We start from the raw sequence: 20,496 nt of genomic DNA, 5'->3' as shown, positions 1-20,496 counted from the left end.
TGTAACAAATTTACATGTTTGCTGCGGCCGGCTACGGATGCAGGAGCGGAAACGATGAGGACATGTCCATGACCAGCTTGAGCGCACCCATCACGATCGTCCGTCCGGAGATCATCGAGTTCGGCGTCGGCGTGGCCGGCAGGCTGGGAAAATGGGCGGCGGGCCAGGGATTTGCGCGCGTCCTTGTGGTGTCCGATGCCTTCAATGCGTCGCGCGTCGGCATTCTCGAATTGCCGGGTGAGGTCACTGTTTTTTCGCAGGTAAAGCCTGAGCCGGATACGGACAATCTCGATCTGGTGCTGGAGGCAGCCGATGCGGCGCAGGCCGATCTGATCGTCGGCTTCGGTGGCGGCAGCGCCATGGATCTGGCCAAGCTCGCCTCCGTTCTTTCCGGTTCAGCGCAGACATTGCGCGATGTCGTTGGTGCGGGCAAGGTTGCCCATCGCCGCCGGGCGGGGCTTGCGCAGGTGCCGACGACGTCCGGCACCGGAAGCGAGGCTGGTATCCGCGCGCTGGTCACCGACCCGCTCACGCAGGCCAAGCTCGCGGTCGAAAGCATCCATATGCTCGCCGACATCGCCGTCATCGATCCCGGCCTGACCTTCACCGTTCCGGCCGCAACCACGGCTGCGACGGGCGTCGATGCCATGGCCCATTGCGTCGAGGCCTTCACCAATCGCAAGGCCCATCCGATGATCGATCTCTATGCGATCGAAGGCGTCCGGCTGGTCGGCCGTTATCTCGCCCGCGCTGTCGCCGATGGTGCCGATGCCGAAGCGCGGGCAGGGCTGTCGCTCGCCTCGCTCTATGGCGGCTTCTGCCTCGGCCCGGTCAATACCGCCGGCGGCCATGCGCTTGCCTATCCGCTGGGGACGCGCTGGCATGTGGCGCATGGCGCCGCCAACGCGCTGATCTTTCCGCATGTGCTGGCCTTCAATACCCCCGCCGTCACGCAAAAGACCACGCAGGTGATCGAGGCGCTCAATCTCAAGGCCGGTGCCGACCAGGCTTCCGTATTCGACGCGACATTCGGCTTCTGCGCCGGGCTTGGCATCGAGATGCGCCTTTCGGCCCTCGGTGTGCCCGAAACCGATCTCGGTGTGATGGCCGACGACGCCTTCGCCATCCGCCGTCTTCTCGACAACAATCCGCGCGACCTTGGCCGGGGCGATATTCTTTCGATCTACCAAGCCGCATATTGACTGGAACAGGCCTGCGGCTATGCCACCTGACCGCAGGAGAGGCCGCAAGGCCGCCACGGAGGACAACAAGCCATGAGCACATCGCGCGTAGCCGTCACGCTGGGAGATCCCGCCGGCGTCGGCCCGGAAGTCATCGTCAAGGCTCTGGCGGCATTGCCGCAAGCCGACAGGGCGAATTTTGTCATCGTCGGCAATGTCGAAGCGCTGGAGCGGGCAAACCGGATGACGGGAACGGAATTGCGGTTTTCGGCAACGCCGGTTGCAGGCGCCATTGCTGTCGATGAGGTGGCCATCGATGGCAGCCTGCCCGAGATCGGCAAGGTCAGCCCCGTCGCCGGCGATGCCTCGGTGCGCTATATCAAGCGTGCGGTCGAACTGGCCATGTCCGGCGCTGTCGATTGCATCGTCACGGCCCCGATCAACAAGGAGGCGATGAACCTCGCCGGTCATCATTTTGACGGCCATACCGGTCTTCTCGCCCATCTGACCGGATCGAAAAGCTCCTTCATGCTGCTGGCATCCGAGCGGCTGAACACCATCCATGTGTCCACGCATGTGTCACTGCGCACGGCGATCGACCGGGCAACCGTCGAGCGGGTGCTGGCGACCATCGAGGCCGGGCACAGGCATTTCCTGCGCCTTGGCCGCAAGGCGCGCATCGCGGTTGCCGGCATCAATCCGCATTGCGGCGAGGGTGGCCTGTTCGGCGACGAGGATACCAAGTTTCTGGCCCCGGCCGTCGAGCTGGCACGGGCGAAGGGGATCGACGTGGTCGGCCCGATTTCCGCCGATACGGTCTATGCCCGCGCCTATGGCGGTGCCTTCGATCTGGTGGTGGCGCAATATCACGACCAGGGACATATCCCGATCAAGCTGGTCGCCTTCGAGACCGCCGTCAACGTCTCGCTCGGATTGCCGATCGACCGTGTTTCGGTCGATCACGGCACGGCGTTCGATATTGCCGGCACGGGCAAGGCCAACCACGCCAACATGCTGTCGGCGATCGACTACGCACGGATGGTTGCCGCGGCGCCAAGAAACGTGGCCGCCTGACCAACAGGCGCCCGGCTAGTTCTGATCGAAAAAGTCGCTGCGGATATCGCGCCGGACAAGCTTTAGCGAGCGGTCCGGCTGGAGGATGTAGGTCTCATAGGCAACGCCGGTAACGGTGCGGAACGAATTGTGCACGACACTGCCGATCGGCGACTTCATCAGCCTGGTTCGCGGCTGGCCGCCATAGGTGATGCTGCCGGGGATCGGCTCGACCTCCGGCGTGGTGCAGGATGCAAGCATCAAGGCCGCGGCACTGAGGACAACAAAAGATTTCATCGGGGTTTACTCCGCAAGGACGCGTATCTGAAGCATTTAGCGTGACCGGTGGCGCGTTCAAGGCTGCGCCAGCGTGCGGCCCCTGCCATTGTCTTATGATCGGCAGATCGGTGAACCCGCCGAGAGAATTCACTTCGATTCGGCATCCTGCTGGAAATGCTTGACGCTGAGCGCGGCAATGCAGAGCGCCAGGGCAGGCGTGGTGGCCGTGAAATAGGGGCCGTCGTCGATCCTGGCCGTTCCACCGCGCGAATCCCAGCTGACGCCGCCGACGCAGCCCGGTACCAGGCTTTGAGCGAGGAAATAGGCATCGTCGAGCTTGGCCGTAAAAGCGGGCAGGCTGCTTTCGTTACCATTGTTGGGATAGAGCCAGACGACCTTCCGTTCCTTCTGGCTGCCGTCTTCCTTTTCCACGGTCTTCACATGACGCTTGTAGCCCATGACGATCCCGATGGAGATATCGAGTTCCTTGCTGGGTTCTTTGGCGTGCTGGAGTTGCAGGATCAGATCGGAAATTGCCATTATCGGAACTCGGAGTCTCGTTTCAATGCGGCCTAAGTAAACCGCCACAGGCGCGCAATCAACACCGATGCACCATATCATGGGTGTCTCGCGCAAGTAGCGCCGCGGTTTGCTCCGATGCAACCCCGGTTCAGGCTGCAAGAAACGTCACGTGGCCCTTCTTGCGGCAGGGCGAGGGGCGCGGGATGGTGCCACGCAACGACGACCCTTTAGTGCTTGGCGCTGTCGGAGCTGGAAGAGGGAAACACGAAGTGAAGCTGGCCGGACTTGATCGAGGCGCGCTCGATCAGAGCCTTGTGCTCTTCCCGCATGGCCTGCGAGCGCTCCCGGAACGCTCTTGAACGTGCCAGAATTGCCTGCGTCCGCGCGGTAATTTCATCAACATGGCTCATGTCTTACCTCAAAGGTTGGGCGGCGGAGTGATCGTGTCGTTACGGATACAAAGGCTTTTCCGGCCTGTATTGTTCCATTTGTTCACTTTATGTTCTTGTTTTGATGAAAAGTCAAGAGCCCGAAGGGCCGGATGCTGTCATCCGGTTCGGAGCAGATTAAATTACATGCGGGGAATAAAATGGTGCTGCTAGAGAGATTTGAACTCTCGGCCTCTCCCTTACCAAGGGAGTGCTCTACCCCTGAGCTATAGCAGCATCGTGCGGCACGGATCGTTGTTTGTCCGGCGCGAGCGAGGGCCTATTGCCATAGCTTGTTGCGGAGCGCAAGCCGCAAATCGAAGTTTTCGTTGGACGGCGTGCCGGAAAGACGAGTGACCCTTCCGGACAGCGCGGTTTTGCGGTATTTGAGCCTCCATGCAAGATGAGAACGATCAGACAGGGAAAGAGGCTGCGGCGCATGCTGCGTCCGGCAGGCTTGAGCCGGGGGGCGAGGCGGCGCGGCAGGCCGAAGCCCGCAGGGAGCGGGCGGCAAAGACCCTGCGCGACAATCTTTTGCGGCGCAAGCAGCAGGGGCGGGCGCGGCGTGCGGGTGCTGCAGATGAAACATCCGGCCTGCCTGCCGCAAAAACGGACGAATCAGCAGAGTAATCTGTGGCAGCACCATCGATCGGATCCGGGGGCGGGTCGCACATGGTTGACAACGTCATCGTTTCACGTTCGCTGTCTTGATCCAGAGTGATGGGTGGGGTTGCGGCGAGCCATCAGTCGGATTGCGCCGGCGTTCTCCTCCCTCATCCGGATGCGCGTCGTCGGTCATTGTTCAATTTGCTTCTCATTTCACGGTGCATCCTTTATGGAGGCGCCAATCTCTTAAAGTCCGGACTATCAGGAAAGGCGGGCGGCGCCCGTAAGGTACCCTATGGATCGCATCAGAATTACCGGCGGCAACGAGCTTCGCGGCATCATCCCGATTTCCGGCGCCAAGAATGCGGCCCTGCCGCTCATGATCGCGTCGCTTTTGACGGACGATACCCTGACGCTGGAAAATGTGCCGCATCTGGCCGATGTCGAGCAGCTGATCCGCATTCTCGGCAATCATGGCGCCGACATCTCCGTCAACGGCCGCCGCGAGCGCCAGGGCGAGGGCTATTCGCGCACCATCCATTTCACCTCGCGCAATATCGTCGATACCACGGCGCCCTATGAGCTGGTCTCCAAGATGCGCGCCAGCTTCTGGGTCATCGCGCCGCTTCTGGCGCGTGAGGGCAAGGCCCGCGTCTCGCTGCCGGGCGGCTGCGCCATCGGCACGCGGCCGGTCGACCTGTTCATCGAAGGCCTGACGGCGCTCGGCGCCACGATCGAGATCGACAGCGGCTATATCAATGCGACGGCCCCCAAGGGCGGCCTGGTCGGCGCGCGCTATGTTTTCCCGAAAGTTTCGGTCGGCGCCACCCATGTGATGATGATGGCGGCAACGCTTGCCAACGGCACGACGGTGATCGGCAATGCCGCGCGTGAGCCGGAAGTGGTCGATCTGGCCAACTGCCTCAATGCCATGGGCGCCAAGGTCAGCGGTGCCGGCACTTCGACGATCACCATCGAAGGTGTCACCTCGCTCTCGGGTGCGCGCCACCGTGTCCTGCCTGACCGGATCGAGACCGGCACCTATGCCATGGCCGTTGCCATGACCGGCGGCGACGTCGTGCTCGAAGGCACGAATGCCAAGCTGCTCGACACCGCCATCGAGGCGATCCGCCGCGCCGGTGCCGAAATCACCGAAACCGAAAGCGGCCTGCGCGTCGTGCGCAACGGCGGCGGCATCAAGCCGGTGGATGTGGTGACCGATCCTTTCCCGGGCTTCCCGACCGATCTGCAGGCACAGTTCATGGGCCTGATGACCAAATCATCCGGGGTTTCGCACATCACCGAAACGATCTTCGAAAACCGCTTCATGCACGTGCAGGAATTGGCCCGCCTTGGCGCCAAGATTACGCTGTCCGGCCAGACGGCCAAGATCGAAGGCGTCGAGCGGCTGAAGGGTGCACCGGTCATGGCGACCGACCTGCGTGCCTCGGTATCGCTTGTCATCGCCGGTCTGGTGGCCGAAGGCGAGACCATGGTGTCGCGTGTCTATCACCTCGATCGCGGTTTTGAGCGGCTGGAAGAAAAGCTGAACAATTGCGGCGCCAATGTCGAGCGCGTCAGCGACTGACGAATGGCCCGCCGCAGCGCTACGGTTGCGGATTCGATGCCGGCGTCCTATGTCCTTTGTCATGATGACGGCAGCCCCTTTGGCTGCCGCAGGCAAGGGATGGATGGCATGGACGCATTGAAGCTGATGGCGCTGGACAGCCAGGACCTGGAGATCGTCTCCGCTCATGTGCAGGACGCGGTCTTCAAGGTTTCCGGCCTCGACTATGCGCCGCGTGTCCGGCAATTGTCGCTGGTTATCAACCGTTTCGTCTGGGAGACGGCCGAAGGGCGGGGCAAGTCTTTCGAGCGCCGCCGCAGCCTGCTTGCTTTCAAGCGCGTCAATTCCGTCCGATCTATCGGCTTTGACCGGAAGGACGATGAAAAGGTGCTATCGCTGCTGGCGATCCAGTTCGAGCAGAACGGCGAGGGACCGGACGGAACCGTCGAGTTCGTGCTGTCAGGCGGCGCCTCAATCATGCTCGATGTGGAATGTATAGAGGTTCAGCTTGCAGATACCGGTGGCGCATGGGAAACCGGCTTCAAGCCCCGCCACCCCGCTGGCGCCTGACTGTCTGACCGCTGGCCTTTGCGGCCATGCGCTTTTGCCGATTACCGATAAGGACGTTTTCCATTGGCCATCCGTCTGGACTATCTCACCCCCGGCTTCGAAGAAGCGTTTGCAGCCTTTCTGACGACCAAGCGGGAAGTTTCCGAAGATGTGAACGCAGTGGTGCGCCAGATCATCGATGACGTGCGCCAGCGCGGCGATGTGGCGCTGGCCGAGTATACCCGGAAATTCGACGGCCTTGATTTTTCGGTCACCGGCATGGCTGTCACGGCAGACGAGATCGACGCGGCGATCGAAGCGGTGCCGTCCGAAGTGCTCGGCGCGCTGAAAGTCGCCGCCGTGCGTATCGAGGCGCATCATGCCCGCCAGCGCCCGAAAGACGATATCTACGAGGATTCGATGGGCGTCGGCCTCGGCTCGCGCTGGACGGCAATCGATGCCGTCGGCCTCTATGTGCCGGGCGGTACAGCGAGCTATCCAAGCTCGGTGCTGATGAATGCGCTGCCGGCCAAGGTGGCCGGTGTCGAGCGGATCGTCATGGTCGTGCCGGCCAATGGCGGCGTCATCAATCCGGCGGTTCTGGCCGCCGCGCGCATGGCGGGCGTCGAGGAGATTTACCGCATCGGCGGCGCCCAGGCGATCGCCGCTTTGGCCTATGGCACCGCAACGATCGCGCCTGTTGCCAAGATCATGGGGCCGGGCAATGCCTATGTCGCCGCCGCCAAGCGCCAGGTGTTCGGCACTGTCGGCATCGACATGATCGCTGGCCCCTCCGAAGTGCTCGTCATCGCCGACCGCGACAACGATCCGGACTGGATCGCCGCCGATCTCCTGGCCCAGGCCGAACATGACGTCGGTGCTCAGTCGATCCTGATCACCGATGATGCGGCCTTTGCTGCTGCGGTCGAGGCGGCCGTCGAGCGTCAGCTGCGGACCTTGCCACGGGCAGAAACGGCCAGCGCCAGCTGGCGCGATTTCGGCGCGGTCATTCTCGTGCCCGATTTTGACGTGGCTGTACCGCTGGCCAACCGCATCGCCGCCGAACATCTGGAACTGGCCCTTGCCGATGCCGATGCGATGATCCCGAAGATCCGCAATGCCGGCGCCATCTTCGTCGGCCGCCACACACCGGAAGTCATCGGCGATTATGTCGGCGGCTCCAACCATGTGCTGCCGACGGCGCGCTCCGCCCGGTTTTCCTCCGGCCTCGGCGTGCTCGACTATATGAAGCGCACCTCGATCCTGCGCCTTGGTGCCGATCAGCTGCGCGATCTGGGGCCTGCCGCCATCGCACTTGCACGCTCAGAAGGTCTTGAGGCGCATGCGCGCTCGGTCGCCATCCGCCTCAATCTCGGGGGCGAGGGATGACGAACGGCTACCGCCTCTGCGATGTCGTGCTGGATGAGACCATCGGCCGCTCGACGCCCGATGTCGAGCACGAGCGGGCGGTGGCGATCTTCGATCTGATCGAGGAGAATTTTTTCGAACCGTCCGGCCATGCCGGCGGCCCCTACAGGCTCAATCTGTCGCTGATCGATTCGAAACTGGTCTTTGTCATCACCACGGAAGCGGGCGTGGGCGTTGCCACCCATATTCTGTCGCTGACGCCGTTCCGGCGGATCGTCAAGGATTACTTCCTGATCTGCGAAAGCTATTACGAGGCGATCCGCTCCTCGACGCCGAGCCAGATCGAGGCGATCGACATGGGACGGCGCGGCATCCACAACGAGGGTTCGCAGACGTTGATGGACAGGCTTTCGGGCAAGATCAAGCTCGATTTCGATACGGCGCGGCGTCTGTTCACGCTGGTCTGCGTTCTCTATTGGCGGGGATGAGCGTGGCGGTCGCGGCTTCTCCCAACCTGCCGCAGCGGACCGGGCAATCGCCGCGGTCGGTGCTGTTCATGTGCGGGATGAACGCGATCCGCTCGCCGATGGCCGAGGTTCTGGCAAGGGCGATGCTGCCGCCCGGCACCTATGTCGCTTCGGCCGGGGTGAGGCCCGGGGAGCGCGATCCCTTCGTCGATGTGGTGCTGGAAGAAATCGGGCTGACGGCGGGGCGGCATCAGCCGCATACGCTGGATGAGCTGGAAGACGATTATTTCGACCTGATCGTGACCTTGGCGCCGGAGGCCCATCACGCGGCCCTGGAGCTGACACGGTCGATGGCGATCGACGTGGTCTATTGGCCGACGCCGGACCCGACGGTCGCGACCGGCACGCGCGAACAGATCGTTTCGGCCTATCGCGAGGTTCGAAATCACATTGCAAGCCTGCTTGAGCATCGTTTGCTTGGACAAATGCCGGATAAGATGGCATAGGGCCCTGACAAAACCGGAAAATGTGGCAAAACCGGAAAATGAAGTCGCTGCTGTTCACAAAACCGCGGCGATTGTGTAGTTTCCGCCAAATTTTTAAAAGACGCGACACGCGCCTCTACCGAAACACAGAAAGACATACCCTACATGGCGAAAGAAGAAGTCCTCGAATTCCCGGGCGTCGTTACCGAATTGCTGCCGAATGCGACATTCCGCGTCCAGCTTGAAAATCAGCATGAAATCATTGCCCACACGGCAGGCCGCATGCGCAAGAACCGGATCCGCGTTCTCGCAGGCGACAAGGTGCTTGTCGAAATGACGCCGTACGACCTGACCAAGGGCCGTATCACCTATCGCTTCAAGTAAGCGTTGCGGCGCGTTCCGCTGCAAAACTCGAGATCGATGGCCTTGTTGCGATGGCACTGACACATAAGCTGATCCTGGCCTCCGGTTCGCCGCGGCGTGTCGAGCTGCTCGCGCAGGCGGGCATCGAACCGGCGCGCCTGATGCCGATGGATCTCGACGAGACGCCGAAGCGCACCGAGCATCCGCGCTCGCTGGCCTGGCGGCTATCCGCCGAAAAGGCCCGCGCGGCGCTTGCGGCCATCAAGGGAGAACCCGGCTGGGAGGGAAGCTATATCCTTGCGGCCGATACCGTCGTCTCCGTCGGCCGCCGTATCCTCGGCAAACCGGAACTGGTGAGCGAAGCCTCAAGCGCGCTGCATCTCCTGTCCGGCCGCAGCCACCGTGTCTATACCGGCGTCTGCCTGATCACGCCCGATCGCACGGTGCGCCAGAAGGTCGTCGACACCAAGGTGCGTTTCAAGCGCCTCTCCAGCCACGATATCGACAGCTACCTTGCGTCCGGCCAGTGGCGGGGCAAGGCGGGCGCCTATGGCATCCAGGGCATTGCCGGCAGCTTCGTGGTCAAGCTGGTGGGTTCCTACACCAATGTCGTCGGACTGCCGCTGTACGAGACCGTGAGCCTGCTGGCCGGCGAGGGCTATGACGTGCATGACAGCTGGACAAAGGGCTGACCATGAGTTCGGAAGACAACAAGGGCGCATCCAACGTGGCGCCGCTGCGCAAGACTGTGCCGTGCCCCGAGTGCAAGCGCCCGTCGCACCGCGAGCATTACCCCTTCTGCTCGGACCGTTGCCGCAACGTCGATCTCAACAGATGGCTGACCGGTTCCTATGCCATTCCGGTGGCGGATGACGAATCGAAGGCGGACGACGAGGATTGATTGCCTCTGATTTTCACGGATATCCGTTGTTTTTCAGATATTTGCGTTGATTGACATTTTCCTGTCGAAAAAACGTCATTTGGTGCTGGACACCGCCGAACAAGATGTTATAACCCCGCTCGCTTCCGGGGCGCAACCAACCGCCCCACGGTTCTTCAAACGGAACCACCGCCTAACGGCAAGGATGCCCGGATAGCTCAGTTGGTAGAGCAGCGGATTGAAAATCCGCGTGTCGGTGGTTCAAATCCGCCTCCGGGCACCATTAACTTCTACTTCTTCCCTTTAAAGCTCGTCGTGTTTGCGTTGGTTGCAGATTGGCGCAGCCAGCCTCAGACCCCAGCCATCGCATGCGCGCGCATCGTGTGGAACGGGTCGGCGCGGGCTTCCATGCCGATCTTGTGCGCGCTGCGTCTATATTCCGATGGCGTGCGGTGGCAGATCTTGAAGAACTGCCGGTTGAAATTGGCAATGTTGTTGAAGCCGACCTCGAAGCAGATGTCGGTGATCGGACGATAGGTCTGGGTGAGCAGCGAGCATGCCGCGTAGATGCGTGCTAAAATCACATACCTGCCGAACGTGTGCCCCGTATGGCGCTTGAAAAAGCGGGAAAAGGCCTGTGGCTCCATTCCGCAAAGGGCCGCCACCAGGGTGATGTCGATCTGGTCGTTGTAGTGCTCCAGGACATAGCGCATGGCGGCATCCAGTTCGCTTGGAAGCGGTGCCGGTTCGCTGGTGGGCGCCAGCCTGGACAAAGTCCGGCGCTCGGCCGGATTGCGCGACAGTGTGATCATCAGCTGCAGGAAAAGAACGATGCGATCCGCCCCCTGTGCCTCGCCGATCTGGCCCAGCAGCCGCGTGCCCGCAGCCGCCGTCACGCCGGAAAATTCCACGCCGTAGATGGCATCGTCGAACAGCGGCTTGATCGTGCCGAGCTCGGAGCAGAGCCCGGTCACGCGGTCGGCCCATTCCGGGCTGAACTGGATCAGCATGTCGCGGTTGCGGATCAGCTTTCCCGGCTCGATGTCGCTGACCCAGTTGTGCGGCACATTGGGACCGGCCAGCACCAGGCAGCCCGGGCTGAACTCGCCGATATAGTCGCCGACCATCATCATGCCGCTGGTCGATCGGGTCAGGTGCAGTTCATATTCAGGATGATAGTGCCATTTCGCGCCGAAAAAGGGATAGTCATGCGTGTTCCAGCGGAAGGACTCCGCCGGCGGGCAAATAATCATCTCGAAATCGGGTACGATTTTCAAATCGGCCTTCATCGAATTTTCCTCCTCCCAAAGGTGCGGCCCTGCCGCAGAGTCTGCGTTCTCCATTTCCTTGTGTTGACGGCGTGAGCTCCTCAACCCGTGCCGCTGAAACCCTATACTTTACACGCCAGCGGCCCTTACGCCACTGTCTCCATCGGCAGTGAAAACGACGAAAGCATCCTTGATGCTTTCGCCCGCCGGCGTTCATGCGTGATGGATGCGGACCGGGCCGCGGTCCTGCCGGATCATCCGGCCATCAGGACCTTTTCCGTCACCTCGCTGTCCTTTGCCAGATCGCGGATCGGCGTGATGCCGTTCTTCTGCAGCGCGCCGTGATAGGCCTTGACCGCCTCGGCGGGCTGCAGCGTACCGTTGGCGACTTCGCGCATGAAGGAGACCATGGCCAGCGGATCTTCCGCCAGATTGATCTTGCGGCCGAACAGGGCAACGCGCGCGCCGTAGCGTTCGGCTTGGGAAAGCAGCTCGAAGCAGTCACGCGTCGTTCCCGCTCCGCCGCCAAGCACGCCGACGATCACCGAGGGATCATAGGAGGCAAGCTCCTCGAGCGCCCTGGGGCCGTTATAGGCGATCTTCAGGAACTGCGGCCGATCAGCCTTCATGACGCCGGCGAGCGAGCGCATCATGCTGTCGTTGATATAGTGCGGCAGCACGTCCGCCTCGACGCCGCAGGGCACGTTCGGATTGAAGACTTCGAGGAAATATTTGAAATTGTTGCGGGCCGCGTCGTCGCGGAAGTCCGCGAAGGCATCGAGTGCCGCATAGTCATGGTCGATGTCGTTGTTGAAAGTGATCGAGTAGAGGCCAAGGTCGGTGCCGGTGATCGGCGCGCCGGGGGCGGGATCGATGGTGCCGGTGGCGACGCGCGACAGCGATGCGGTGCGGAAGGCGCGCGAGGGATGCTTGACATAGGTTGCGCCGCGGCCGACCCAGACGTCCGTCGTATCGTTGGCGCGGATCGCCGGCTTGACCGCGCTGTTGCGGTAGACGCCCATCTCGATCAGCGCCTCCATGTTCGACGCCGATGTCAGCATGATGTCGACGATGTCCTGTTCGACGACGGCGCGAATATTCTCGAGAAATTCGGGGCGGGTGTAATAGCGCTCCCAGCTTCCGTTCTTTGCCCGTTTCGGGCCGCAGGATGTGATGCTCGGCCCCATGTCGCCGTCCTTTGCATCGGCGATGATGAAATCGCTGCGGGTATATTGGCCGGCGCGGATACGGGCGAGTTTCTGGTCAAGACGGTACATGATGGTCTCCATTGTCAAAAAATGATCCCGGCCAAGGCCGGCGTTCGAAATTCAGGCCTGTGCCGCACCGGTCATGATGGCGACGACATCGGCCATGGAATGGGTTTTGGGAGTGACGACCGCAGCCCGGCGGCCAAGCCGCATGATATGGATGCGATCGGCCAGTTCGAAGACGTTCGGCATGTTGTGGCTGATCAGCACGACCGGCAGGCCGCGCTCGCGGATCGTGCGGATCAGTTCGAGCACCTGGCCGGTCTCGCGCACGCCGAGCGCTGCCGTCGGTTCGTCCATGATCGCCAGTTTCTTGGCAAAAAGCGCTGCCCGTGCCACCGCCACGCCCTGACGCTGTCCGCCCGACAGCGTCTCGACCGCGCTGGTGATCGACGGCAGACGGAACTTGAGCTCGGCCATGCTGCGCTCGGCCTCTTCGCGCATGCCCTTCTTGTCGAGGCGGCGGAACAGGCTGCCCATGATGCCGGCCCGCCGGCGCTCGCGGCCGAGGAAGAGATTGCTGGCAATGTCGAGCGCGGGTGCCACAGCCAGATCCTGATAGACCGTCTCGATGCCGAGATGGCGGGCGTCGAGCGGCCCCTTGAAGTGAACGGGCTTGCCATCCAGCAGGATCTCGCCGCTGTCGGGCCGCACAGCCCCGGTCAGGGCCTTGATGAGCGAACTCTTGCCCGCGCCGTTGTCGCCGACGACGGCGAGGATTTCGCCGGCGCGCAATTCGAAATCGACACCGTCGAGGGCGGTCACGTGCCCGTAATGCTTGATAAGGTTTCGCGCCTCGAGCACCGGGGGCTGGGCTGCGGTCATTGGAGTGTCCACCGGCATCAGCGTCTCCTCCGCGACAATTGATCGAGCGCTACGGCAACGATGACGAGAACCCCGGTGACCAGATCCTGCCAGAGCGGATCGATGCCGGCGAGCGTCAGCCCGTTGCGCAATACACCGACGATCAGCGCGCCGATCAGGGTGCCGACGAGGCCGCCGCGACCGCCGAACAGGCTGGTGCCACCGATGACGACAGCGGTGATGGAATCGAGATTGGCGGTCTGCAGCGCGTTGGGATCGGCATTGGGAATGCGCCCGAGCGCCAGCCAGGCGGCAATGCCATAAATGAACCCGGCCAGTAGATAGACTGACATCAGATGACGGCGCACGGGAATGCCGACCAGCCGCGCGGCTTCCGGATTGTTGCCCGTGGCATAGACGTGCCGGCCCCATTTGGTCTCGTTCAGGAGATACCAGACGACGACGTAGAGCAGCAGCATGATGACGACGCCGAAGGTCAGCACGAAACCGCCGAGCTTGAAGGTATTGCCGGTCCATCCGAGAAACGCGTCGCGCACCGGAAAGGCGCCGCCCTGGGAAATCAGCCGGAGGGCCGCGGTCAAGATACCGAGAATGCCGAGCGTGACGATGAAGGGCGGCAGCCGCAGACCGCTGATGAGGCCGCCGGCGGCAAAGCCTGCGATGGTGCAGACGAGCACGGCGAAGGCCATCGAGAGAACCGGATCATAGCCGAGATTCACCAGCTTTCCGGCCAGGATCGTGCCCAAAACGCAGATCGCGCCGACGGCAAGGTCGATGCCGGCCGTCAGGATCACCAGCGTCTGGCCGATGGCCAGGGTACCGATGATCACGGTCTGCTGAAGAATGATGGATATGTTGTGGGTCGCCAGGAAGCGCGGGTTCGTCAGCGAAAAGATCACGCAGAACGCAATCAGGACAAGCAAGGGCCCGGCCGATGGCGTGCCGATGATTTTCAGGGCGATCCCTGACCGTGTCGCGGGCGCGGAAACAGGAGGTGCACTCATCTGAGCCTCTAAAACTGCGTGGACTTACAAGTCGAAGCCTTCCCGACAGCCTCGCCGCCTGAAAGACCGCATTTTCGGCGATCCTTCGAGGGTGGGCTATTCCGCCGGGACGGTGGACCGGCAGAGCCCCCGGGCTTCCATCGCCCGGGAACTCGCGCCGTCTTGTAAAAGGGGTGGTACCGTCACATTGCGTCCGTCAGGACGCCTTGCGCATCAATCACCCCAGCAGTTTTCCAGACCCCAGGCAGTATCCTTGGAATCGATGCCGTCAACCGGCTTGTCGGTGATCAGGAACGACCCGGTGTTGACGAAACCGCTCGGCTTCTTGCCGCTCGCGGCATATTCCGCCACCGCATCGACGCCCATTGCGGCCATCTTGTAGGGGAACTGCATGACGGTCGCGGCGATCTTGCCGTCCTTCACGTCGCGCACGCCGGCGCAGCCGCCGTCGATCGACGTCAGCATGACATCGCTTTCCTTGCCGAAGGATTTGAGCGCGGCATAGGCGCCCGCTGCCGCCGGTTCGTTGATGGTGTAGACGGCGTTGATGTCGCCATTCTTGGAGAGAAGGTTCTCCATGCCGATCTGGCCCTTGTCCTGCGCGCCGTTGGTGATGGCGGCCCCGGCAATCGCCGGATCGCCTTCGGCGATGCCGAAGCCCTTCAGGTAACCGTCATGGCGGAAGGTATCGACCGTGCCGCCCGGCGTTCCATCAAGCATGGCAACGATCGGCGCCTTGTCGCCCATCGCCTTGCGGGCATAGGCACCTTGCTGGACGCCGGCCTCGAAGTTGTCGGTGGCGAATGTTGCATCGACCGCATCGGCCGGATCGGTGGCGGTATCGAGCGCGATCACCAGAACGCCCGCATCGCGCGCCTTCTTGATGATGGTCAGCATGCCCGACGAGTTGTTCGGCGTGACCAGAATACCCTTGGCGCCGGCGCTGATCAGATCCTCGATCGCCGAGACCTGACCCTCGTTGTCACCGTCGAACTTGCCGGCGCGCGCGATCAACTTCACGCCCTTTGCCTTGGCCTGTTCCTCGGCCGCCTGGCGCATCTTGACGAAAAACGGATTGACTTCGGTCTTGGTCACGAGGCCGACGATGACCTCTTCCGCCGAAGCGGTATTGGCCATGCCAAGGCCGGCCACGCTGAGCGCCAATGCGAGCGTGACGGATTTCAGGCTCGCGCCGGCTCCCGCAGGCATGAGATTGCGACGATAATGTAAGAACATGTTTCCTCCTCCTAGGAATATCCCGTCCACGACAGAACCCCGCGCAATGCTCTCTCCCACGCGCCGGGTTCATGTTTTCAGTAAATAATACTGTAAAAACAAACGGTTGTTTTTTTATCCACCCGAACAGGTTATGAGACTTATGAGGGGACCGCCACGCGCGGTTTAAGGTTGACATGTACTTTTTCGCCATGCCTCGTTGGCCCACCCTCTTCTTCGGCGGTGTCCTGGCCCGGCTTTGAGCATGGCACGTTTGAGAGCTTGAGAATCACAGCCGGCGAAAAAGTATGGATCGGTTGAAATGCGCGCGTAGCGCAGCCATCCGGAGCCGCATAGTCTTCGCCGACGGTCATCGGAATTGGCCGGAGGAACCAGACCATAAGTCTTCATGAGACGTGAAACCGGCGGCGCGGAGGAGAGCTTCGCTGCCGGGATCGGGAGGCGCTGGCATGTCATGTCAGCGCAATGGGAGCGGCTTGCCGGCATTCGGCCGCGGGCCAGTGTTCATCGAGGGAGGAAGTGACATGTTCAGGAAGCGTACAATCGGCATGGCCGCGCTTGCGGTCAGCCTTATGGCCGGCACCATGCCGGCGCGGGCCGACTTCTGGTCCGATGCGGGTGCCAAGCTCAACGGCGCGACGATCCGCGGCATTTCGGAAAGCTCGCCGCCGTCGCAATATGTCCGCGACGTTCTGGCCCCGGCCTTCTCGAAAGCGACCGGCGTCAAGGTCGAATTCGAGGCCACATCCTGGGACCAGATGTATGACAAGGCGATCAAGGACATGGAGGCGAATACCGGCGTCTATGACTTCGTCTATATCGAGCAGGACATTATCTACAGCTACCTTGCCCGCAATTTTCTGGTCGACATCACCAAGACGCTGGTCGACAAGCCGGATCTGAAAGCGCCGAACTTCGACACCAGCAAATTCACCAGCTTCATCGATAATTTCAAGGGCTCGGACGGCGACCTTTTCGGCGTGCCGATGGAGGCCTTCATCAAGGTCTATCTCTACCGCAAGGACCTGTTTGAGGACGAAGCCAACAAGGCCGCGTTCAAGGCCAAGTACAGCTACGATCTGGCGCCGGCGACGACCCATCAGCAATATCGCGATATCGCCGAGTTCTTCACCGATCTCGGCAAGGAAAAGGGTATCGAGCTCTGGGGCACGACGGTGCAGGGCAATACCGGTCATCCGTCGTCCTTTTACGAGTTCGTCGAGACGGTCGCTCCGACATTCGGGGTCTATAACTGGGGTATCGATCTCAAGACCTATGCCGCTACGGTCGAAAACGGTGGCCGGATGAACAGCCCCGAAGCCAAAACGGCCCTGAAGTGGTGGATCGACAATCTGGCTTACGCGCCGCCGGAATCCACCAGCAGCACATGGGACGAGGTGGCTGCGACCTTTGCGGCCGGACGCGCCGCGCAGGGCTTTGTCTACGGTGAAAATGCCGCCTGGATCGCCACCGAACCGTCCAAATCGGCGGTGGTCGGCAAGGTGGGCGTGACGTTGCCGCCGGTCGAGGACGGTGTCATGCAGGCTGCGGAAAAGGGTGACGGGTACATCGGTTATTACGATGGCGGCGCTTTCGGCGTGCCGACTTCTTCGAAGAACCAGGCCGCAGCCCTTCTGTTCCTGCAGTATATCGCCCAGGAAGATGTCCAGCCCGACTGGGCCGTGGCGGGGGCTCGCATCACGCACACCTCCACCTATGACGACCCGAAGGTGCGGGCGCAGGATGCCAAGGTCAGTGGCTATTACACGCTGATGAAGGACAAGGGCTATCTCTTCCGCGGAGCGCCTCCGTTCCCCTTCCACAACCAGGTACGTGAAGTGGCTGCTCCTTTCATCTACCAGGCCCTGATCGGCGAAATCACGCCGGATGAGGCGCTTGATCAGGCCGCTGCCGCCACCGACAGCGAACTGAAGACCCTCGGCTACCGCAAGTAGCTCCGGAGCTGCCCAGTCTGAGGACCGTCGCACGCAACCGTGTGCGGCGGTCGCAGGAAGACCCACGTCACCGCCCGCCCGTTTTGGCCGGATATCCGGAGTACGCGTGGTCTTGCATGATCGGTATTTGGAGAACCTCTATGCGATCCTCGACGATAGGCTGGCTGATGCTGGCGCCGACACTCGTCATCCTGTTTGTCTTCGGCGTGTTGCCATTCATCTACGTGATGGTGATCGCGTTCAGCCAGTGGAACAGTTTTGCCGCCGATCCGACGATGCAATTCAACGGGGTGGAGAATTTCCGGCGCCTTGTCTTCGATCCCCAGTTCCTGAAGTCGCTTTGGGTCACGCTGAAGTTTGCCCTGTTCGCCGTGTCGAGCCAGATCATCCTCGGTTATCTGCTGGCACAGCTTTTCATGCGGGACTTTCCCGGCAAGGGCCTGTTCCGCACCATTCATACCCTGCCGCTGGTCGTTGCTCCGATTGCCGTCGGCGCCACCTGGCGGCTGCTGATCACGCCCGGCCTCGGCCCGGTGCCGTATCTGCTGCGATCCTGGTTCGGCATCGATTTCAACATCGGCCGCTACGCCGATCATGCCTTCTATGCCACGGTCGTCATGGACATCTGGCATTGGACGCCGCTGGTGACGCTGACGATGCTTGCCGCCCTGTCATCCCTGCCCAAGGAACCGTTCGAGCAGGCGCAGATCGATGGCGCAAACCGCCTGCAGATGTTCTGGCATGTCACGTTGCCGATGCTGAAGCCGACCATTCTGGCCACGCTTTTCATCCGGCTGATGGATGCGCTGAGAACCGTGGACGAGATCTGGATGCTGACGGGTGGCGGCCCCGGTGCCGCCACCCGCTATATCGGCCTGCACATCTGGCGCGTGGTCTTTCCGAAGACGGATTACGGCTACGGCGGCGCCATGTCGGTCCTCGTTCTCTACCTCACCATCGTCATGTGCTGGGCGCTCTATGCCGGTCTGGTGGCAAGGCGCGATCTGCGGAGGTCAAACTGATGTTCAAGCAACGTCCCGTTCTGTCGATCCTGTTCTGGCTGGCAGCGAGCCTGATCACGCTGTTTCCGATCTACTGGATGTTCCTGATCTCGGCCAAAAGCCGTGCCGAGCTCTTCGGCATGCCCAGCCTGATCATGAGCTCGTTCTATGCCGAGAACTACACGGCATCACTGTTCAACCCGATGTTCCAGAAGTTCATGTTGAACTCGATCATCATCGCCACATCCAATGCGCTGATCGTCACCACGCTCGGGTTTCTCGCCACCTATGCCCTGTCGCGCTACAAGCTCGTCGGCAAGGAGAACATCTTCTTCTGGACGATCACCAACCGGATGGCCCCCCCGGCGGTGTTCCTGCTGCCGCTGTTCCTGCTCTATACCCAGGTCTTTGCCGTCGGCAGCTGGCGGATGCTCGATACGAAGATCGGCCTGATCCTGCTGTATTGCGTGTTCAATCTGCCGTTCGCCATCTGGACGCTGCGCTCGATCGTCGACGCCATCCCGATCGAGCTTGACGAGGCAGCGACCGTCGATGGCGCCAATACGTTTCAGGTGCTGACGAAGGTGGTGCTGCCGCTGGCCAGCCCCGGCCTTGCGGTCACCATGATCCTGACCTGGATCTTCGCGTGGAACGAATACCTCTTCGCGGCGACGCTGACGAGCATCGAGGCGCGAACCATCACCACGGTGCTGGCCGAATTCGTCACGGTCACGGGGACGAACTGGGGCCAGCTCGCCGCCACGTCGATGCTCACGCTGATACCGGCCTTCATCGTTCTCGGCGTCGTCCAGCGTCACATCGTTGCCGGCCTGACCTTTGGCGCCGTGAAGGAGTGAAGCGATGAAGCCGTTGATCGATATCGAGGAACTGGACGACGAGGCAAAAGTCGTCGAGACGCCGCGCGAAGGGTTTCTGCCCATTCACACCAACGGCTTCGACCGTGGCTTCATCGGCGTCATCCTCTTCATCGCCATTCATCTTTTCTGGCTGCGTTTCGTCGAATGGGCGCTGCCGCTGCCGGTTGCCACCGTCCTGTCCGTGGTCCTGGCCATCTACATCATCGCGCGCGGTTGAACCGTGCAGACACACATTCTGGAAACGGTGTTTCCACAGGCAAGGAGCAGTTCCGTGAAAGCGTTGGTACTCGAAGAAAAGCATCGTCTGTCGCTGCGCGATTTTCCTATCGAAGAAACGATGGGACCGCTCGACGTGCGGGTGAAACTGCACACGGTCGGGATCTGCGGTTCTGACGTGCATTATTATACCCATGGCGGCAGCGGCATCTTTCAGGTCAAGGCGCCGATGATCCTGGGGCACGAAGCCTCCGGCACGGTGATCGAGACCGGTTCTGCCGTAAAGACCCTGAAGGCCGGCGACCGGGTGTGCATGGAGCCCGGCATTCCGGACCCCAACAGCCGGGCAAGCCGCCTCGGGCTTTACAACATCGATCCCGCCGTGCGCTTCTGGGCGACGCCACCCGTTCATGGCGTGTTGCGCCCGACCGTCGTGCATCCCGAAGCCTTCACCTTCAAGCTGCCGGACAATGTCTCCTTTGCCGCGGCCGCGATGGTCGAGCCACTTGCTGTCGGCGTGCACGGCGCGACCAAGGCAAAAATCAAGCCCGGCGATATCGGTCTGGTCATCGGTGCGGGCCCGATCGGCCTGGTGACGGCACTTGCCGCGCTTGGCGGCGGCTGTGCCCGGGTGATCGTTGCCGATGTGGACGATACGAAACTCGCAATCGCAGCCGGCCTCGGCGCCATCACCACGGTCAATGTGCGTGCCCGCGACCTGACGGAAGCCGTGATGAAGGAGACCGACGGCTGGGGTGTCGATGTCGTCTTCGAGTGCTCGGGCAATGAAAAGGCTGCGGCCGGCATTTTCGATGCGCTCTGCCCCGGCGGCTGCGTGGTCTATATCGGCGCGTCCGGTGAGGTCATTCCCTACAATCTCGGCAAGGCGATGGTGCGTGAGGCGCGTGTCGAGCATGTGTTCCGCTATGCGCACGTGTTCCCGCGCTGCGTGGCCATGCTCTCGTCCGGTGCCATCAATGTCGATCCGCTGATCACCCGGACGTTCTCGTTCGAGGAGAGCGTCGAGGCTTTCGAGATCGCGGCCACGTCGCCGAGCGGTCAGGTCAAGATGCAAATCGCAATGCCGGAATAAGGGG

24 protein-coding genes and 2 tRNA genes are annotated in these 20,496 nt (G+C 61.8%); 17 read left to right on the top strand and 9 right to left on the bottom strand.

What is annotated here, in order from left to right:
* Positions 1–68: 68 nt before the first annotated feature.
* A complete protein-coding gene (locus ADU59_RS02450) occupies positions 69–1,202 on the top strand; it encodes an iron-containing alcohol dehydrogenase (protein ID WP_068952508.1) in 1,134 nt (377 codons plus the stop codon).
* 72 nt (positions 1,203–1,274) lie between these two features.
* Positions 1,275–2,255 carry a 4-hydroxythreonine-4-phosphate dehydrogenase PdxA gene (gene pdxA, locus ADU59_RS02445; protein WP_068951341.1) on the top strand — a complete coding sequence of 327 codons (981 nt, stop codon included), beginning with the start codon at positions 1,275–1,277 and terminating at the stop codon, positions 2,253–2,255.
* 15 nt (positions 2,256–2,270) lie between these two features.
* On the opposite strand, the gene ADU59_RS02440 is transcribed toward pdxA, so the two are convergent.
* The 4 genes from ADU59_RS02440 to ADU59_RS02425 form a co-directional block, all read right to left on the bottom strand.
* A complete protein-coding gene (locus ADU59_RS02440; RefSeq protein ID WP_068951339.1) occupies positions 2,271–2,531 on the bottom strand; it encodes a hypothetical protein in 261 nt (86 codons plus the stop codon).
* Between the two features lie 129 nt (positions 2,532–2,660).
* Positions 2,661–3,053: a hypothetical protein gene (locus ADU59_RS02435; protein WP_068951337.1), complete on the bottom strand. Its 393-nt coding sequence runs from the start codon at positions 3,051–3,053 to the stop codon at positions 2,661–2,663.
* 209 nt (positions 3,054–3,262) lie between these two features.
* On the bottom strand, positions 3,263–3,445 hold the full coding sequence (locus ADU59_RS02430; protein ID WP_068951335.1) for a hypothetical protein: 183 nt from the start codon (positions 3,443–3,445) through the stop codon (positions 3,263–3,265).
* 180 nt (positions 3,446–3,625) lie between these two features.
* Positions 3,626–3,700 (bottom strand) — tRNA-Thr (locus ADU59_RS02425).
* Positions 3,701–3,859: 159 nt separating this feature from the next.
* Here ADU59_RS02425 and ADU59_RS02420 point away from each other — a divergent pair.
* From ADU59_RS02420 to ADU59_RS02375, 10 genes are all read left to right on the top strand, one after another.
* Positions 3,860–4,093: a hypothetical protein gene (locus ADU59_RS02420; RefSeq protein ID WP_068951332.1), complete on the top strand. Its 234-nt coding sequence runs from the start codon at positions 3,860–3,862 to the stop codon at positions 4,091–4,093.
* Between the two features lie 271 nt (positions 4,094–4,364).
* Positions 4,365–5,657, top strand: a complete 1,293-nt coding sequence (murA, locus tag ADU59_RS02415) for a UDP-N-acetylglucosamine 1-carboxyvinyltransferase (protein ID WP_068951330.1) — start codon at positions 4,365–4,367, stop codon at positions 5,655–5,657.
* A 108-nt stretch (positions 5,658–5,765) separates the two neighbouring features.
* Positions 5,766–6,206, top strand: a complete 441-nt coding sequence (locus ADU59_RS02410; protein WP_068952506.1) for a DUF2948 family protein — start codon at positions 5,766–5,768, stop codon at positions 6,204–6,206.
* A gap of 63 nt (positions 6,207–6,269) precedes the next feature.
* Entirely contained in the window at positions 6,270–7,574 is a 1,305-nt protein-coding gene (gene hisD, locus ADU59_RS02405; RefSeq protein ID WP_068951328.1) for a histidinol dehydrogenase, read from the top strand.
* The gene (locus ADU59_RS02400; RefSeq protein WP_068951326.1) at positions 7,571–8,041 is read left to right on the top strand and encodes a UPF0262 family protein; all 471 of its coding nucleotides are present in this window, start codon (positions 7,571–7,573) and stop codon (positions 8,039–8,041) included. Before hisD ends, ADU59_RS02400 begins: the two co-directional genes overlap by 4 nt.
* Positions 8,038–8,526, top strand: a complete 489-nt coding sequence (locus ADU59_RS02395) for an arsenate-mycothiol transferase ArsC (protein ID WP_068951324.1) — start codon at positions 8,038–8,040, stop codon at positions 8,524–8,526. The genes ADU59_RS02400 and ADU59_RS02395 overlap by 4 nt, the downstream gene beginning before the upstream one ends.
* Positions 8,527–8,670: 144 nt before the next feature.
* Complete coding sequence (gene infA, locus ADU59_RS02390; RefSeq protein ID WP_037105236.1) at positions 8,671–8,889, top strand: translation initiation factor IF-1; 219 nt, start codon at positions 8,671–8,673, stop codon at positions 8,887–8,889.
* Between the two features lie 50 nt (positions 8,890–8,939).
* Positions 8,940–9,560 (top strand): Maf-like protein, encoded by a 621-nt coding sequence (locus ADU59_RS02385; protein ID WP_068951322.1) that lies wholly within the window; start codon positions 8,940–8,942, stop codon positions 9,558–9,560.
* Positions 9,561–9,562: 2 nt separating this feature from the next.
* Entirely contained in the window at positions 9,563–9,769 is a 207-nt protein-coding gene (gene yacG / locus ADU59_RS02380; protein ID WP_068951320.1) for a DNA gyrase inhibitor YacG, read from the top strand.
* Between the two features lie 186 nt (positions 9,770–9,955).
* A tRNA-Phe gene (locus ADU59_RS02375) sits at positions 9,956–10,031 on the top strand.
* Between the two features lie 67 nt (positions 10,032–10,098).
* Here ADU59_RS02375 and ADU59_RS02370 read toward each other — a convergent pair.
* The 5 genes from ADU59_RS02370 to ADU59_RS02350 form a co-directional block, all read right to left on the bottom strand.
* Complete coding sequence (locus tag ADU59_RS02370; RefSeq protein WP_068951318.1) at positions 10,099–11,037, bottom strand: helix-turn-helix domain-containing protein; 939 nt, start codon at positions 11,035–11,037, stop codon at positions 10,099–10,101.
* A gap of 233 nt (positions 11,038–11,270) precedes the next feature.
* The gene (locus ADU59_RS02365; RefSeq protein WP_068951317.1) at positions 11,271–12,293 is read right to left on the bottom strand and encodes a hypothetical protein; all 1,023 of its coding nucleotides are present in this window, start codon (positions 12,291–12,293) and stop codon (positions 11,271–11,273) included.
* Between the two features lie 51 nt (positions 12,294–12,344).
* The gene (locus ADU59_RS02360; protein WP_068951315.1) at positions 12,345–13,127 is read right to left on the bottom strand and encodes an ATP-binding cassette domain-containing protein; all 783 of its coding nucleotides are present in this window, start codon (positions 13,125–13,127) and stop codon (positions 12,345–12,347) included.
* Positions 13,127–14,113 carry an ABC transporter permease gene (locus tag ADU59_RS02355; RefSeq protein ID WP_068951313.1) on the bottom strand — a complete coding sequence of 329 codons (987 nt, stop codon included), beginning with the start codon at positions 14,111–14,113 and terminating at the stop codon, positions 13,127–13,129. The genes ADU59_RS02360 and ADU59_RS02355 overlap by 1 nt, the downstream gene beginning before the upstream one ends.
* A 213-nt stretch (positions 14,114–14,326) precedes the next feature.
* Positions 14,327–15,349: a substrate-binding domain-containing protein gene (locus ADU59_RS02350; protein ID WP_068951311.1), complete on the bottom strand. Its 1,023-nt coding sequence runs from the start codon at positions 15,347–15,349 to the stop codon at positions 14,327–14,329.
* Between the two features lie 524 nt (positions 15,350–15,873).
* Between ADU59_RS02350 and ADU59_RS02345 the strand changes: the two genes are divergently transcribed.
* The 5 genes from ADU59_RS02345 to ADU59_RS02325 all read left to right on the top strand — a co-directional run bounded on the left by ADU59_RS02345 (position 15,874) and on the right by ADU59_RS02325 (position 20,492).
* Complete coding sequence (locus ADU59_RS02345) at positions 15,874–17,304, top strand: extracellular solute-binding protein (protein ID WP_068951309.1); 1,431 nt, start codon at positions 15,874–15,876, stop codon at positions 17,302–17,304.
* A gap of 140 nt (positions 17,305–17,444) precedes the next feature.
* Complete coding sequence (locus ADU59_RS02340) at positions 17,445–18,326, top strand: carbohydrate ABC transporter permease (protein ID WP_068951307.1); 882 nt, start codon at positions 17,445–17,447, stop codon at positions 18,324–18,326.
* Positions 18,326–19,162 (top strand): carbohydrate ABC transporter permease, encoded by an 837-nt coding sequence (locus tag ADU59_RS02335; protein WP_068951305.1) that lies wholly within the window; start codon positions 18,326–18,328, stop codon positions 19,160–19,162. The genes ADU59_RS02340 and ADU59_RS02335 overlap by 1 nt, the downstream gene beginning before the upstream one ends.
* Before the next feature lie 4 nt (positions 19,163–19,166).
* Positions 19,167–19,400: a DUF2160 family membrane protein gene (locus ADU59_RS02330; RefSeq protein ID WP_068951303.1), complete on the top strand. Its 234-nt coding sequence runs from the start codon at positions 19,167–19,169 to the stop codon at positions 19,398–19,400.
* A 54-nt stretch (positions 19,401–19,454) separates the two neighbouring features.
* A complete protein-coding gene (locus ADU59_RS02325) occupies positions 19,455–20,492 on the top strand; it encodes an NAD(P)-dependent alcohol dehydrogenase (RefSeq protein WP_068951301.1) in 1,038 nt (345 codons plus the stop codon).
* Positions 20,493–20,496: the final 4 nt, after the last annotated feature.

It is taken from the genome of Pararhizobium polonicum (genome assembly GCF_001687365.1).
Lineage (GTDB): Bacteria > Pseudomonadota > Alphaproteobacteria > Rhizobiales > Rhizobiaceae > Pararhizobium > Pararhizobium polonicum.
Note: the sequence above shows the minus strand (reverse complement) of the source record. Positions and strands in the feature narration are given on the sequence as shown.